The following is a 15,656-nucleotide window of genomic DNA, read 5'->3' as shown; positions in this document are numbered from 1 at the left end:
GGTGGGCACTCGGTCCGGTTTCCAGGAGAGAGGCGTGATGGATGTGCTTGCGGTGTTGACCCGGCTGTTTTCCGGTGCCCAGGCGGTGGGCGTGCAGGGGGTGTTCCAGTTCGAGTTCGGTGAGGGCCAGGCGGTGTGGGCGGCAGTCGCCGAGCAGCTTGAGGTGCGAGGCGGCCGGCATGCAGCGGCTGACGTGACCATCGAGATGCCCGCAGCGCTGTTCGCCGGGGTGCTGGAGGGCACGCAGGACGTGGAAGAGCTGTTCGCCCGGGGCGAGCTGAAGATCGCCGGCCAGCTGGGCCTGGCCACCTTGCTGCCGCAGATCATCCAGGCGGCGCGCCGGGGTGTGGCGGTGGAGAAGCCGGCGGCGACCATGAATCAGCGTTATCCGGCCCAGGAGCGCCCCAGTGATCGCCTGTCGGCCGCCCAGCCGGCCTTGCAGAGCATCGAGCGTCGCCCCTTGGCCAGCCTCTCGGTGGATGCCTTTCGCCGTGACTACCTGGCACATGGCACGCCGGTGGTGCTCAGCGATGCCTTGCGCGACTGGCCGCTGTTCAACATGAGTCGCGAAGAGTCGATCAGGCATTTCGCTGAACTCAAGGGTATTACCCGGCACGGCGATTACGCGCAGAAGACCTTTTCCACCGAGCGGGATTTCCGCTCGACCTCCATTGCCGAGTTCATCGCCTCCCTGGACCGCCCGCTGGCACCGGGGGAGAGCCCGCCCTACATGGGCAACAACCTGGTGCCGCCGCAGCTGTTGGCGCTGATCCGCTTTCCCGAGTACTTCGAGCGTTCGCTGTACATCAAGCCGCGTATCTGGATCGGCCCCAAAGGCACCCTGACGCCCCTGCATCGTGATGACTCGGACAACCTGTTCGCCCAGGTGTGGGGGCAGAAGTCCTTCATCCTGGCCGCACCGCACCATCGTGAAGCGCTGGGCACCTGGTCGACCTCGGAAGGTGGGGGGCTGGAGGGTTGCGAGGTGAACCCCGACCAGCCGGACTACGTTCGCTATCCGGCCGCACGCGAGGTGACCTTCCACCGTATCGTGCTGCAGGCCGGTGACCTGCTGTTCCTGCCCGAAGGCTGGTTCCATCAGGTCGAATCGGTGTCGACGTCCCTGTCGGTGAATTTCTGGGTCAATTCGGGGCGCGGCTGGTAACCCGCCGCCGGGCCGCCCACGGCGGGGCGGCCCTGTTCGGGTGGCTCAGGCGCCGAATTTCAGGCGGCCTTTCATGAGTACCGAGTGGACCGGGAACGAGCAGAAGAACTGATAGTCGCCGTCGCCCTTGAGCTTCGCCGTGTCGAACACCACGCTGTCTTCCTCGCCGCCGCTGAGCAGCCGGGTGTGGGCGATGATGCGTGAGTCGTCTGCCTTCAGGTAGCCGCTGCCGACCCCGGCCGCCGCGCCGTCGCTGAGGATGCCCTGCATGTCGGCGGTCTGGCTCAGCACCCAGTTATGCCCCATCACCTCCTTGGGCAGGTTGCCCGGATGCTTGAGGGTGACCTTGAACTGCTTGCAGCTGGCCGGTACGACGATTTCGCTCTTGTCGAAGGTCATCTGATCGGTGCCGTGGATTTCCGTGGAGCAGTCGTCCGCCGCCCAGGCGAAGCCGGGCAGGGCGAGGCTGAGGGCCAGAAGTAAAGCGCGATGCATGGAACTCTCCCGTGGGACTGGATTGGACGTTTACAGGCGTATTAACGAGTGCCGCGCCCGGCACTTTAGGTTTCTTACGAAACCTAGTGCCGGCACCGGATAAATTCCCCCTCCAGCCGTTCGTTCTTGGGGCAGGCGCTCAGACCTGCGAGCGGAAAAGCGGATGGGACAGATGAAGTTTTCTCGGCGAGGATTGCTGGCCGGCGCGGCCGCTGTGGCGGCGACGGCAGGCGGGGTAGGGTTACCGATCTTGGGCTATCGGCGTTATCAGGCGGCCGAGGAAGCCGCGCTGGCCGAAGAGCCCACCATCGTGCCGCCGAGCCTTGCCCAGAACCTGCTGGCCGGGCGCCTGGTGGGCATCTGGGATTTTCGTTTGCTCGACGCCCAGCCGGCCTTCGCCGAACTGGCCGGCGAGGGCCTGGAGCTGCTGCTGGACGTCGGGCCGTCGGGCAAGGCGTTGCGCGGCCATCTGGGCCGCCGGCCTTTCGAGCATGGCGGCCTGGAGCTGTTCGGCGAGCTGAAAGCCGAGCGCGAACCGAACCTGCGCTGGAAGCTGGCTGGCGCCGACGGCCAGGCCTACGAATGCGCAGCCATTTTCGACGAGGTCTGGGGTGTGTGGAGCACCGGCGGCGGGGCCGCGACCCTGAGCGGTACGCTGCAGCGGCGCGGTGCGCAGGCGGGCCATTCCGCCGTGCAGGCGCGCTTCGTCGCCACGCGCCGGCCGTTCATCCAGGCCCGCGAACGCTTGCCGTATGACCCGGACCTGCATGCCTGGCTGATCTCGCCGGGGCATCGCCTGTACCACCAGTTGTGGCATGCCACCCGTGACCGCTGGCACCGCCTGAACGACGATCGGCAGCAATCGTTGCGTGCCCTGGGCTGGCAGCCCGGCCCGCTGGGGCAGGAGCGCGATGCGCGGGGCAAGCGGCGGCATACCAACGGTTCCGGTGAGGATTTTCTCTACATGCACCGGCGCATGCTGCGCCATGCGCGCAGTTTCCAGGACCTGCGTTCCTGGAAGTGCTTTCCGCCGCCGCGGCCGTTCATCGGTCATGGCATCCAGGCCTTCGTGAATTACCTGGAGAACCACGACGGCTATTCGGTACCACCAGCCTGGGAGGCGCCCGGCGACGATGCCTTCAACCAGTGGCTGCGCGACGTGAAGAGCAGCGAGGGCTACTACGCCAACTTCCAGGTCTGGGAAGCGCAGTACCAGGACCCTGAATACCTGGCGACCCTGTGCCTGGGCGAACTGGGCAGTCGCATCGAACTGGGCCTGCATGACTGGCTGCACATGTGCTGGGCCGCCGTGGGCCGCGCCCCGAACAGCCTGTACCCGATGCTGTACGACCGACCGGCCGACGATTTTTCCGAGCGCTGGTTTCGCGCTGAGAACGACTACCTGGCCGACGCCTTCTCGTCGCACGTCAACCCGGTTTTCTGGGCCTTTCACGGCTGGATCGATGACCGTATCGATGACTGGTTCGCCGCCCATGAACGCTTCCATCCCGGTGAGGTACGGCGGATCGAGGTCGATGGCGTGCCGTGGTTCGCCAAGGGCTGCTGGGTGGAGGTCGAAAGCCCCTGGCTGGGGCCCGCCGAATCGGGCTGCGGTGCATGGGGGCGCGAGAATGGTGGCGGCGGCGGGGAGCTGGATGTCGAGACCATGAAGCTGGCCCTGCATGTGATTCGCGCCGACGAGGCCGAGATGGAACGGCTGTCCGGGCGCATCCCGCAGAGGCCCTGGTACGGTCGCTACCTGCCGCCTGGGCCGGGCGCTTAGCCTGGTCTGCCGGGGCCTGTGTGAGCGGATTTGTCAGGCCCGGTAGGAGCGGCTTCAGCCGCGAAGCGACCGCCTGTTCACATCAGATGCACTGAGTTTCCTGGCGCTTTCGCGGCTAAAGCCGCTGCCACCTCGTCACATGGCGCCTGACTGCCTCAACCGGACTTGCGGGCGATGACGGTCTGGCCTTCGTTGTTGCGGGTCAGCACCACCGGCAGCACCCTGGGCAACGCCTGCACCAGACCGTCGATGTCGCGGGTGCTGTAGACACCGCCGATACGCAGTTGGGCAGTCGCCTTGTCGGCCAGATGCACCGGGGTTTCGAGGTAGCGGTTGATCTGCGGCAGGGCTTCGGCCAGGGTCAGGTTGTCGAGCACCAGGCGGCCATTGCGCCAGGCCAGGGCATTGTCCAGTGAGGCAGCGGCCACCTGCGGGTCGCCATGCTGCGCGTCGTAGCGAGCCTGCATGCCCGGCGAGAGATAGGCCACGTGTTCCGGTGTGCGGGTGTCGCTCAGCACTCTGACCGAGCCCTCGCTGAGGGTCACCACCACTGAATCGCCGTAGGTCCAGACATTGAACTGGGTGCCGGTGACCTGGATCTGCCCCTGCCCGGCGTTGACCACGAAAGGATGCTGGGCGTCGTGGGTGACCTTGAAGAAGGCCTCGCCCTTGCTCAAGGTCACGCTACGCCGGTCCTGGTAGTTGGCGAACGAAAGGCGGGTGCCGCAGTTCATCTGCACCTCGGAACCATCGGCGAGGGTGACCGACTCCAGGCCGGACTGGCTGGCATAGCGGTGATAGCTGTCGGGAATCCAGCCCTGGTTCCAACCGACCAGGCCAGCCAGCGGCAGGCTGACGGCCAGGGTAGCTGCAATGGCCAGCAGCCGGCGGCTTGCGCGCCGTGGTGCCGGGACAGGGGCTGCGGCGCGTGGCGGCGCTGGCGTGGTGGGAGGCAGGAATTCGCTGAGCGCCCAGATTTCCTGCATGGCCTCGAATTCCTGGCGATGCAACGGGTCGCTTGCCAGCCAGCGTTCCAGCTGCGCACGTTCCTCGGCAGAGAAATCAGCTTCATGCAGACGCATGCACCAGTGTGCGGCTTGGTCACTGATGTGCTGGTCTGGCACAGGTTGGGGGAGCTGACTCGACATGGCGGCTACCGGTTGGTTTTGGAATTAACTTACGGCGGTTACCGAAAATTAGAACTTTTTATGCAGTTGAGAATTATATACAGTTAGCCCCTCTTTAACAGAGCGGACCGGCGTCAGTAAATTGATGCCAGAAATCCTGGCGGAGCCAACATGGAACAGTACTATCAAGGCCTGGTGGGTTATCTGACCACGCGCCTGCGCGACCGTAATCTGGCCGCCGATATTGCGCATGAAGCGTACTTGAAAGTATTGGAAAGCCGCCGCCTGGATCAGCTCGAATACCCTAAGGCATTTCTTTATCGCACGGCAATCAACCTGAGCGTCGACCTGTTCCGGCGTGGTCTGATCCGCCAAAGCGAATCACTGGACGATGCCCTCGCCCAAGAGTTGCCCAGTGTGCACAGCCCGCAGGCGTCGTTGTATCAGTTGCAGCGCGCGCAACTGGTGATGAAAGCCCTGGAAGAGTTGCCTGAGAAGTGCCGACAGGCTTTTCTGTTGCGCAAGATCGACGGTCTTTGTCATGAAGACATCGCTTCGACCATGGGGCTGTCCAAGGCCAGTGTGGAAAAACACATCGTCAACGCCATGAAGCATTGCCGCATCCGGGTATTCGAAATGGAACGCCTGGGCGACGGACAGTAAATTCGCCGAGGCCTGACACGTCCTTGCTGCATTCACAGGCATGCCAAGGGGATTCAGGTGGGGCGATCTTTTTCAATCAGTGCGCTGGCCGTTGCGCTGGTCTTCCAGGCAGGTTGTACGCGTGATGCGCTGCCGCGCGGCGAAACCGAGATTCGCTGGACGTCCTACGGTATTCCGCATATCCGCGCCCATGACGAGCGCGGCCTCGGCTACGGCGTGGGCTACGCCTATGCACGCGACAATCTGTGTTTGCTCAGCGAGGAGGTGCTGACCGCGCGCGGTGAGCGTTCACGCTACATGGGGCGTGAAGGGCAGTCTTCGGCGCGCCTGGATAACCTCAGTTCGGACCTGTTTTTCACCTGGCTCAACGACGAGCAGGCAGTGGATGCGTTCTGGCGCGCCCAGCCGGAACCGGCCCGGCAGTTGCTGGCGGGCTACGTGGCCGGCTTCAACCGCTACCTGCGCGATAACGGCGCGCCTGAAGCCTGCCGCGGCGCAGCGTGGGTCAGGCCGTTGCAGGAAAGCGACATGGTGCGGCTCATCCATCGGCTGATGGTCGAAGGCGGCATCGGGCGTTTTGCCGAGCCGTTGCTGGCCGCCACCCCTCCCGCGGCCGAAGCGTCCCAGGCGCGTATCGATACCCGGCGCATCCAGGGCTCGGTCTACGAACGCGGCAGCAACGCCATCGCGGTGGGTGCCGAGCGTAGCGAGAACGGCCGTGGCCTGCTGTTGGGTAATCCGCACTTCCCATGGTCCGGTGCGCTGCGCTTCTACCAGATGCACCTGACCATTCCCGGCCAGCTCGACGTGATGGGCGCGGCACTGCCGGGGCTGCCGGTGATCAACATCGGCTTCAACCGCACCCTGGCCTGGACCCACACCGTGGACACCTCGGGGCACTTCACCCTGCGCCGCCTGACCCTCGACCCCAAGGACCCGCAGCGCTACCTGGTGGATGGCCGCAGCTATCCACTGCGCAGCCACGAAGTGCAGGTGCAGGTGCGCGAGGCTGACGGCCAACTGGTCACTCACCGCCAGGTGATCCACGAGTCGCGCTACGGGCCGCTGATCAAATGGTCCGGCGTGGCCGACTGGGACCGCCAGCATGCCTATGCCTTCCAGGATGCCAACCTGGCTAACACCCGGGCGCTGGAGCAGTGGTACGCGATGAACCACGCCGGCAGCGTGGCCGAACTGCGCGACGTGGTGCAGCGCATCCAGGGCATTCCCTGGGTCAACACCCTGGCCGCCGACCAGCAGGGCCAGACGGCCTACATGAACGTCTCGGTGGTGCCGAACCTCAGCCTCAAGCAGCTGCACGGCTGTGTCGACCCGGCGCTGCAGGCGCGGGGCCTGCCGGGCCTGGACGGCAGCCGCAGCGAATGCGACTGGCAGAACGCCGAAGGCGCTGTGCAGCCGGGTATCGTGCCCGGTGGGCAACTGCCTGTGCTGCTGCGCAGGGACTTCGTGCAGAACGCCAATGACAGCGCCTGGATGAGCAACCCGGCACAACCGCTGACCGGCTTCTCGCCGTTGGTCAGTCGTGAAGGCTCGGCCCTCGGCCTGCGCGCACGCTTCGCACTCGCGCAGCTCGCTGCCCAGGACCCGCAGCCGATTACCGCGCCGTTCCTCAAGGGGTTGGTGAGTGGCGAAAGGGTGCATGCCGCCGACCTGCTGCTCGACGACCTGCTGCAATGGTGCGCGGCGCTCAAGCCCGGCAGCGAATTCGAGCGCGCCTGCGTGGCGATGCAGCAGTGGGATCGCACCGCCAGCACCCAGGCCGGCCTTGGCTGGCTGTACTTCCAGGGCTTCGCCAAATCGTTCATCCAGGCCGGGCAAGGCTGGCGCCAGCCCTTCGATCCGCGTGACCCCTTGCACACGCCCAGTGGCATCGACTGGCATTCGCCAGCGGTGGCCAATGCCGTGGCCGAAAGGCTGCGCAAGGCGATGGCGCAGGTCGACGCGCTGAAGCTGCCCGCCGACGTCACCTGGGGGCAGTTGCAGGCGGTCGAGCGCCCAGGCTCTGAACAGCCTGGCCAGCGCATCCCGATTCCGGGCGGTGACGGGCATCTGGGCGTGTACAACGCGATCCAGAGCGTGCCGCAGGCAGATGGCCGCCTCAAGGTGGTCAGTGGCAGCAGCTATATCCAGCTGGTCGGTTTCGACGACCAGGGGCCGGTGGCGCAGGGGCTGTTGGCGTTCTCGCAATCCAGCGACCCGGCTTCCCGACATGCCGCCGACCAGACTGAACTGTTCTCGCGGCAGGCCTGGCAGCCGCTGCCGTTTACCGAGCAGCAGATTGACGCCGACCCGCATCTGGAAGTGCTGCGCTTGAAGGAGTGACTCTGCAGCCTGAATAAAAAAAGCCCGGAAGTTTGCGCAGAACTTCCGGGCTTTTTCTGTTCTGCCAATCGAGCGGCAGAAGATATTTAATTTATTTAAATCAACACGTTGAGGTACTGATTAACCCGCCGGGCAGGTGTTTATATATTCAAAGTGAATATTAAGGCGGAATTTAACGAAGTAAATCGAATAGGACGAAGGGGGTCAAAGTGGTAATCTATATGAAAGAAAAATATTTCGCAATCCGAAAAAACAAAAAGGTGCGAAGAAATGCCGAAGACTGCAAATCCTGCTTCCTCTCAAGAACTCGACGACAAGAAAGCGCGCAGTACCGTCCAGTCCCTGGCCAAGGGCTTTCGTGTACTGGAGGCCTTTTCCGCCGATAACGAAGAACTGACCCTCAGCCAGATCGCCGCCACCTCCGAGCTGGATCCCGGCACCACCTTCCGCATGCTCAATACCCTGGTGGAACTGGGCTACGTGTCGCGCATTCCGGAGAGCCGCCGCTTCGCCCTGACCCTCAAGGTGCTCGACCTCGGCTTTCATGCCATCGCCCGTACCGACCTGCGCAGCATCGTGCGGCCCATCCTGCGCGGGCTGGTCAGCGAAACCAACGAGGCGGCCAGCTTCGCGGTGCTGCAAGGCGCCGACGTGCTGTACCTGGAGCGCGTGCGCGCCGGTATCACGCGTCTGGGCGTGGACATCCGCGTCGGCACCACGGTGCCGGCCACCCAGACCGCCATCGGCCAGTCGATGCTGGCGTTCCTTCCCGCTGCCGATCTCGACAAGGTGCAGCAGCTCACCCCGCTGATGCCCTTCATCCTCAAACCCCACGCCGGTGAATTACCTCTGGCGCAGATCCTCCAGGGCATTCGCGAGCAGGGGCACATCCTCACCGAGTCGCTGTTCACCGATGGCCTGAGGATCCTCGCCGTACCGGTGCTGGACCTCGATGGCTACCCGGTGGGGGCGATCAGCATCGCTGCGCCAGCCGTGCGCTGCACCGCCGAAGAACTGCGCAGCCGCGCCCTGCAGTCCACGCAGGAAGCGGCGCGGGCGATCGGCAAGGCACTGCAGGCCAACGGCAGCATCGGTCCCGGTACATGAGCCCTGACGCCGGCCGCTAGTCCTGCCGGCGTCTTCCCGAGTTGAACGCCAGGCACTGCGCACGTCGCAGGGCATGGCCCCGCACGCCCCGACAAACCGAATAACAAGAGGAAGTGCCATGTTGACACAGCGTGTAGACGCCGACGCCGCGATACCTCGCGACGCCGCCGAACCCCTGAGTGAAGCCGCGACCGACCAGGCGCGCATCAGCGCCCGGCTGGAACGCCTGCCGATCACCCGCCAGGTGTTCTGGGCGCGCAACATCATTGGTGCGGCGACCTTCTTCGATGGCTACACGGTCATCGCCATTGCCTACGCCATGCCGGTGCTGGTCAAGGAGTGGAGCCTGACCCCGGCGCAGATTGGCCTGATCCTGTCCGCCGGTTACCTGGGCCAGCTGTTCGGCGCGGTGCTGTTCGGCTCGCTGGCCGAGCGCATCGGCCGCATGAAGGTGCTGACCTTCACCATTCTGCTGTTCGTGGCCATGGACGTGGCCTGCCTGTTCGCCACCAGCGCAGCAGCGATGATGGCTTTCAGATTTCTGCAGGGCATCGGTACGGGCGGCGAGGTGCCGGTGGCCAGTGCCTACGTCAACGAGCTGATCGGCTCGAAGAAACGCGGGCGGTTCTTCCTGCTCTACGAGGTCATGTTCCTGCTGGGTCTGGTGGGGGCCGGCGTCATCGGCTACCTGCTGGTGCCGCTGTACGGCTGGAAAGTGATGTTCGCCGTGGGGCTGGTGCCGGCGATGCTGCTGATTCCGCTGCGCTTCTTCCTGTTCGAGTCGCCGCGCTGGCTGGCTTCCAAGGGCCGCATCGCCGAAGCCGATCGCATCGTCAGCCGCCTGGAAGCCAGTGCCAGCAAGGCCGGGCATACCCTGGCCGAGCCCGAGGAACTGCCGCCGCTGCAAAAAAACAGCAATCGCCAGGGCTGGAAAGAGCTGTTCCGTGGCATGTACTTCAAGCGCTCGCTGGTGATCTGGGCCATGTGGTTCGGCGCCTACATGGTCGCCAACGGGCTGATTACCTGGCTGCCGACCCTGTACCGCCAGCATTTCCACCTGCCGCTGGAAACCAGCCTGGCCTACGGCTTCATGACCTCGGCGGCCGGTGTGGTGGCGGCGGTGATCTGCGCGCTGTTGATCGACAAGGTCGGGCGTCGGCGCTGGTACATCGGTGCCCTGTTCGCCGCCGCGCTGCCACTGACCGCCCTGGCCCTGACCGGCGCGACCACGCCGCTGCAGATCCTGCTGATGGCCGGGCTTGGCTATGCCCTGGTGCAGACCGTGACCTTCTCGCTGTACCTGTACTCGGCCGAGCTGTACCCGACCCGCCTGCGGGCCCTGGGCACCGGTATCGGCAGTGCCTGGCTGCGCCTGGGCTCGGCGGCGGGGCCGCTGGTGGTCGGCATGGCGATATCCGGTGCGGGTGTGCACTACGTGTTCGGCACCTTCGCCATCGTGTTGCTGGTCACCGGCGTCATCACCGCCTTGTTCGCCATCGAAACCAAGGGCCGGGTACTTGAAGAACTTTCACCATGAACGGGCATGAGCCTTAGGTTTTGTACGAAAAATGCCTGCGCTCGGCCACGCTGCGTTAAAAACAGGCTCGGAATGCTCATTTACACCAGTAAACTCCGCTTCCTCGCCTGTTTTTGCCTTGCCTGACCTTCGCTCGCCGACTTTTCGTACACAACCTAGTTCATGAAACGCAACTAACCGCTTCACCGAAGTTGACCCTGAAACTTCAGAACGTACGCAGTTTTACGTTCTGCGCCCCTGCACGCGTGAGTTGTGGACACTTGCCAATAAAAAAGAGGAAATACCATGAGCACTAAAAACACCATCGATCTCAAAGGCCTGGTTCCGGCGCCTGTCACCCCGTTTACCCGTGACGGCAAAGTGGACTTCGACGCCATCCACAAACTCGGTTCCTGGCTGGGCAGCTTCAATGGCGTGAAAGGCCTGGTGGTGCTGGGGCATGCAGGGGAGGGCACCTTCCTGACCCAGGCCGAGCAGGCGCAGGTGATCCAGGCGTTCAAGGAGTCGGTGGGCGGGCGCCTGCCGATCATCGCCGGCATCACCGGCGAAGGCACCCAGGTGGCTGCCGAGGAAGCGGTACGCGCGGTCGAGGCCGGTGCCTCGGCGGGCCTGGTGTATCCCTCCCACGGCTGGCTGCGCTTCGGCTACCAGAAGGGCGCCGCGCAGGACCGCTACAAGGCCATCTACGAGCACAGCGGCCTGCCGCTGATCCTGTTCCAGTACCCCGATGCCACCAAGGCCACCTACGACCTGGAAACCCAACTGGACATCGCCCGCCAGCCTGGCGTGTTCGCCATGAAGAACGGGGTGCGCAACATGCGCCGCTGGGACACCGAGATTCCGGTGGTACGCCGTGAGGTGCCTGACCTGCAGATCCTCACCTGCCACGACGAATACCTGCTGCACACCATGTTCGACGTGGACGGTGCGCTGGTCGGCTACGGCGGCCTGACTCCCGAGCCGCTGATCGAGCTGATCGAAGCCGGCAAGCGCAAGGATTACCCGGCCGCCCGTGCCCTGCACGACCGCCTGCTGCCCGTGACCCGCAACGTCTACCACCGTGGCTCGCACATGGAAGGCACCGTGGCCCTCAAGCATGGCCTGGTCGCCCGCGGCATCCTTGACCACGCCACCGTGCGCTCGCCGCTGCTGCCACTGGCCGAGGGCGCCGACCGCGAGATCGCCGACGCCCTGCGTTCGGCTGGCCTGGTCTGACCCTACCGGGCGGCGTGGTCCCACGCCGCCTGCCTCTTCACCCCGACGTGCACAGCAGGGCCTCGCCTACGTGTGGCCCTGTCGGGATCGGCTGGCCGCCGATCAGCGTCCGTTCTCCCGGCGGGGCGCTGCGCCTGGCTGGAGAAACGACCGCAAGCCCCCAACAAGAACAACAAGGGAGTCATGGTCTTGAACACAACACCCCGCACCACCGCTGCCGTACTGGCGTCGGCCCTGCTGCTGCAGGGCACTGCGCAGGCCGAAGGCTTCATCGACGACAGCAGCGCCAGCCTCAACCTGCGCAATTTCTTTTTCGAGCGCCACTTCACCGCGCCGGGCGTGGCCCAGCGTGAAGCACGGGAGTGGACGCAGAGTTTCATCTTCGACGCGCGTTCCGGCTTCACCTCCGGCACGGTGGCTTTTGGCGTCGATGTACTGGGCAAGTACGCGGTCAAGCTCGATGGCGGCGCTGGCCGCTACGGTGCCTTGCTGCTGCCCCGCGACAGTGATGGCGACCCGGCGTCCAGCTTCGGCCGCCTGGGCGTGGCCTTCAAGGCGCGGATTTCGGAAACCGAACTGAAGGTGGGAGAGTGGATGCCCAACCTGCCGATCCTCACCGCCGACGACTTTCGTGCGCTGCCGCAGACCTTCCGTGGCGCGCAACTGAGCTCCCGCGACATTCGGAACTGGACGCTGTATGCCGGCGAATTCGACAAGACCAGCCTGCGCAACGACTCGTCCATGGAGGACCTGGCGTTCAACGGCGCCCGCAGCGATGGCTTCCGCTACCTGGGCGGTGACTACCGCAGCCCGTCGAAGAACACCACCGTGCGGCTGTGGGCCGGTGAGCTCAAGGACATCTACCAGCAGCAGTACGCGGCGATCATCCAACGCTGGGCACTGACCGACGGCGTGAGCCTGACCGCCAACCTCGGGCACTTCCGTGGCCGCGACGATGGCAGTGCCAAGGCCGGGCGTCTGGACAACCACACCACCTCCCTGCTGCTGGGCCTCGGCGTCGGCGCGCACACCTTCAGCCTGGGCCTGCAGCGCGTCGGCGGCGACACCGGCTGGATGCGCGTGACCGGCACCGGCGGTATCTACCTGGCCAACAACACCTTCAACCACGCCTTCGACAATCCCAGGGAGAAGTCCTGGCAGTTGCGCTATGACCTGGACTTCGCCGGCTACGGCGTGCCGGGCCTGACCCTGATGACTCGCTACGTGAAAGGCAGCGACGTGCAACTGCGCGGCGTGGACGACGGCGGCGAATGGGTACGCGAGTCCGAACTGGGCTATGTGGTGCAGGGCGGCAGCCTGAAGAACCTGTCGCTGCGCTGGCGCAATGCGAGCGTGCGGCGTGACTTCAACGCCAGCGACTATGACGAGAATCGCCTGATCGTCAGCTACCCGATCAAATTCTTCTGAGCCGACAGGGTTCACACGGGCTGCTTTGGATTTGAACCGCCTCCAAGGGTTGGATACGTCTCCAACTTCTTGGGAGCGGTTCACTTTGATGCAGACCCTGGCCGCGAGGGCGTCATTCCCGTTATCGCTGCGCCGCGCAGTCATTCCCAGCAGAAAACTGTCACAAGATTGTCATCTTTGGTGGCCATGCTCGCGCCAGTATCCGTCGGGCAATGGACAAAATTTGCTCAATGGACTTTCGATATACGTCGGTTATCGGCACAATTCGCGTCCGCTTTTTTCAGGAGGCTCGCGGACTCCTGTTGCCGACCTTTTATTACGGATAGCGAAATGATCAACACGCCGTACTACCTCATCGACAAACAGAAGCTGCTGGTCAACCTGGAGAAGATCGCTTACGTGCGCAAGCAGTCCGGCGCCAAGGCCCTGCTGGCGCTCAAGTGCTTCGCCACCTGGTCGGTGTTCGACCTGATGCAGCAGTACATGGACGGCACCACCTCCAGCTCGCTGTTCGAGCTCAAGCTCGGCCGCCAGAAGTTCGCCGGCGAAACCCACGCCTACAGCGTGGCCTGGGCCGATGACGAAATCGGCGAGATGGTCGAGAACTGCGACAAGATCATCTTCAACACCATCAGCCAGCTGGAGCGCTTCGCTGGCGCGACCGAAGGCAAGATTCGCGGCCTGCGCGTCAACCCGCAGGTGAGCAGCTCCGACTACCTGCTGGCCGACCCGGCGCGCCCGTTCAGCCGCCTGGGCGAGTGGGACCCGGAGAAGATTGCTGCAGTGATGGATAAAATCTCCGGCTTCATGTTCCACAACAACTGCGAGAACGGTGACTTCAACCTGTTCGACCAGATGCTGACAAAAATCGAAGAACGCTTCGGCGAGCTGCTGCACAAGGTCGAGTGGGTCAGCCTGGGTGGCGGCATTCACTTCACCGGTGAAGGCTATGCGCTGGACGAATTCTGCGCGCGCCTGAAGCGCTTCTCGGAACAATACGGCGTGCAGGTTTACCTGGAGCCGGGCGAGGCTGCCATCACCCAGAGCGCCTCGCTGGAAGTGACCGTACTCGACACGCTGTACAACGGCAAGCACCTGGCCGTGGTCGACAGCTCCATCGAAGCGCACATGCTCGACCTGCTGATCTACCGCCTCAACGCCAAGATGGCCCCCAACGACGGTGAACACACCTACATGGTGTGCGGCAAGTCGTGCCTGGCCGGCGACATCTTCGGCGAGTACCAATTCGATCGTCCGCTGGCCATCGGCGATCGGCTGTCGTTCATCGACGCCGCAGGTTACACCATGGTCAAGAAGAACTGGTTCAACGGTCTGAAAATGCCGGCGATCGTCGTGAAGCAACTCGACGGCAGCGTCGATGTGGTTCGCGAGTTCGGTTTTGAAGATTATCTGTCCAGCCTGTCCTGAGCAGGCGCTGTCAAAGGAGACACGAAGAAATTGAAGAAGAACGTTCTTATCATTGGTGCAGGAGGTGTCGCCAAGGTGGTGGCCCACAAGTGCGCGCAGCACAACGACGAACTCGGTCGTATTGCCATCGCGTCGCGCAACATCTCCAAATGCCAGGCCATCATCGACAGTGTCAAGGCCAAGGGCAGCCTCAAGCAGCCCGCTGATATCCAGGCCTTCGCCCTGAACGCACTGGATATCGAGGCGACCAAGGCGCTGATCCGCGAAACCGAATCGCAGATCGTCATCAACGTCGGTTCCGCCTTCCTCAACATGTCGGTGCTGCGTGCCTGCATCGATACCGGCGTGGCCTACCTGGACACCGCCATTCACGAAGAACCCGGCAAGATCTGCGAGACGCCGCCGTGGTATGGCAACTACGAGTGGAAGCACCTCGAGGAATGCCAGCAGAAGAACGTCACCGCCATTCTGGGCGTGGGTTTCGACCCGGGCGTGGTCAACGCCTATGCGGCCCTGGCGCAGCAACAGCATTTCGACCGCATTGATTCGATCGACATCCTCGACGTCAATGCCGGTTCCCATGGCAAATATTTCGCCACCAATTTCGACCCGGAAATCAACTTCCGCGAATTCACCGGGCAGGTGTGGAGCTGGCAGAACAACCAGTGGACCAGCAACACCATGTTCGAAGTCAAGCGCACCGACGACCTGCCGGTCGTGGGTTCGCAGAACCTGTACCTCACCGGCCACGACGAAGTGCACTCGCTGTCCAAGAACCTGGACGTGCCGAACGTACGCTTCTGGATGAGCTTCGGCGAGCACTACATCAACGTCTTCACCGTGCTGAAGAACCTCGGCCTGCTCTCCGAGCAACCGGTCAAGACCGCCGAAGGCCTGGAAGTGGTGCCGCTGAAAGTGGTCAAGGCCGTGCTGCCTGACCCGGCCTCGCTGGCGCCGGGCTACACCGGCAAGACCTGCATCGGTGACCTGGTCAAGGGCACCAAGGATGGCAAGGCGCGCGAAGTGTTCATCTACAACGTCGCCGACCACACCGAAGCCTACGCCGAGACCGACAGCCAGGGCATCTCTTACACCGCCGGTGTACCGCCCGTGGCCGCTGCGCTGCTGGTGGCTCGCGGCGAGTGGGACGTCAAGCACATGGCCAACGTCGAGGAGCTGCCAGCCGAGCCGTTCCTCAAGCTGCTGGACGTGATGGGCCTGCCGACCCGCATCAAGGACGAACACGGCGACCGCCCATGGGATCAGGCTATCTGATCCGGGCTTGCCCCAGGAAAAGGACCGCTTCGGCGGTCCTTTTTCGTTTGCGCGATCCACTGCCCACCGGGCCATAAATCAACGACAATC

General features: G+C 63.9%; 12 protein-coding genes. 10 read left to right on the top strand and 2 right to left on the bottom strand.

What is annotated here, in order from left to right; translation table 11 throughout:
• The first annotated feature begins 37 nt into the window (after positions 1-37).
• Positions 38-1,165 carry a cupin-like domain-containing protein gene (locus RRX38_RS12150; RefSeq protein WP_315962672.1) on the top strand — a complete coding sequence of 376 codons (1,128 nt, stop codon included), beginning with the start codon at positions 38-40 and terminating at the stop codon, positions 1,163-1,165.
• A gap of 45 nt (positions 1,166-1,210) precedes the next feature.
• Here RRX38_RS12150 and azu read toward each other — a convergent pair whose 3' ends face one another.
• Entirely contained in the window at positions 1,211-1,660 is a 450-nt protein-coding gene (azu, locus tag RRX38_RS12145) for an azurin (RefSeq protein ID WP_315959427.1), read from the bottom strand.
• Between the two features lie 172 nt (positions 1,661-1,832).
• Here azu and RRX38_RS12140 point away from each other — a divergent pair, with 172 nt between their 5' ends.
• Positions 1,833-3,443: a PvdJ/PvdD/PvdP-like protein gene (locus tag RRX38_RS12140; protein WP_315959426.1), complete on the top strand. Its 1,611-nt coding sequence runs from the start codon at positions 1,833-1,835 to the stop codon at positions 3,441-3,443.
• Positions 3,444-3,598: 155 nt separating this feature from the next.
• Here RRX38_RS12140 and RRX38_RS12135 read toward each other — a convergent pair whose 3' ends face one another.
• Positions 3,599-4,591 carry a FecR family protein gene (locus RRX38_RS12135; protein ID WP_315959425.1) on the bottom strand — a complete coding sequence of 331 codons (993 nt, stop codon included), beginning with the start codon at positions 4,589-4,591 and terminating at the stop codon, positions 3,599-3,601.
• Between the two features lie 150 nt (positions 4,592-4,741).
• Between RRX38_RS12135 and RRX38_RS12130 the strand changes: the two genes are divergently transcribed.
• From RRX38_RS12130 to RRX38_RS12095, 8 genes are all read left to right on the top strand, one after another.
• Positions 4,742-5,233 (top strand): sigma-70 family RNA polymerase sigma factor, encoded by a 492-nt coding sequence (locus RRX38_RS12130; RefSeq protein ID WP_295475149.1) that lies wholly within the window; start codon positions 4,742-4,744, stop codon positions 5,231-5,233.
• A gap of 51 nt (positions 5,234-5,284) precedes the next feature.
• Positions 5,285-7,576 carry an acylase gene (locus RRX38_RS12125; RefSeq protein ID WP_410524905.1) on the top strand — a complete coding sequence of 764 codons (2,292 nt, stop codon included), beginning with the start codon at positions 5,285-5,287 and terminating at the stop codon, positions 7,574-7,576.
• Between the two features lie 270 nt (positions 7,577-7,846).
• Positions 7,847-8,683: an IclR family transcriptional regulator gene (locus RRX38_RS12120; protein ID WP_315959423.1), complete on the top strand. Its 837-nt coding sequence runs from the start codon at positions 7,847-7,849 to the stop codon at positions 8,681-8,683.
• A 118-nt stretch (positions 8,684-8,801) separates the two neighbouring features.
• Complete coding sequence (locus tag RRX38_RS12115) at positions 8,802-10,220, top strand: MFS transporter (protein ID WP_315959422.1); 1,419 nt, start codon at positions 8,802-8,804, stop codon at positions 10,218-10,220.
• Positions 10,221-10,505: 285 nt separating this feature from the next.
• On the top strand, positions 10,506-11,435 hold the full coding sequence (locus tag RRX38_RS12110) for a dihydrodipicolinate synthase family protein (protein ID WP_295475161.1): 930 nt from the start codon (positions 10,506-10,508) through the stop codon (positions 11,433-11,435).
• Positions 11,436-11,618: 183 nt separating this feature from the next.
• Positions 11,619-12,863 carry an OprD family porin gene (locus tag RRX38_RS12105; protein WP_315959421.1) on the top strand — a complete coding sequence of 415 codons (1,245 nt, stop codon included), beginning with the start codon at positions 11,619-11,621 and terminating at the stop codon, positions 12,861-12,863.
• 330 nt (positions 12,864-13,193) lie between these two features.
• Positions 13,194-14,291 carry a carboxynorspermidine decarboxylase gene (locus RRX38_RS12100; RefSeq protein ID WP_315959420.1) on the top strand — a complete coding sequence of 366 codons (1,098 nt, stop codon included), beginning with the start codon at positions 13,194-13,196 and terminating at the stop codon, positions 14,289-14,291.
• Between the two features lie 30 nt (positions 14,292-14,321).
• Positions 14,322-15,566 (top strand): saccharopine dehydrogenase family protein, encoded by a 1,245-nt coding sequence (locus RRX38_RS12095; RefSeq protein ID WP_315959419.1) that lies wholly within the window; start codon positions 14,322-14,324, stop codon positions 15,564-15,566.
• Positions 15,567-15,656 lie beyond the last annotated feature (90 nt).

It is taken from the genome of Pseudomonas sp. DTU_2021_1001937_2_SI_NGA_ILE_001 (genome assembly GCF_032463525.1).
GTDB lineage: Bacteria > Pseudomonadota > Gammaproteobacteria > Pseudomonadales > Pseudomonadaceae > Aquipseudomonas.
The sequence above is the reverse complement of the archived record's forward strand: the minus strand, read 5'-3'. Positions and strand labels throughout refer to the sequence as shown.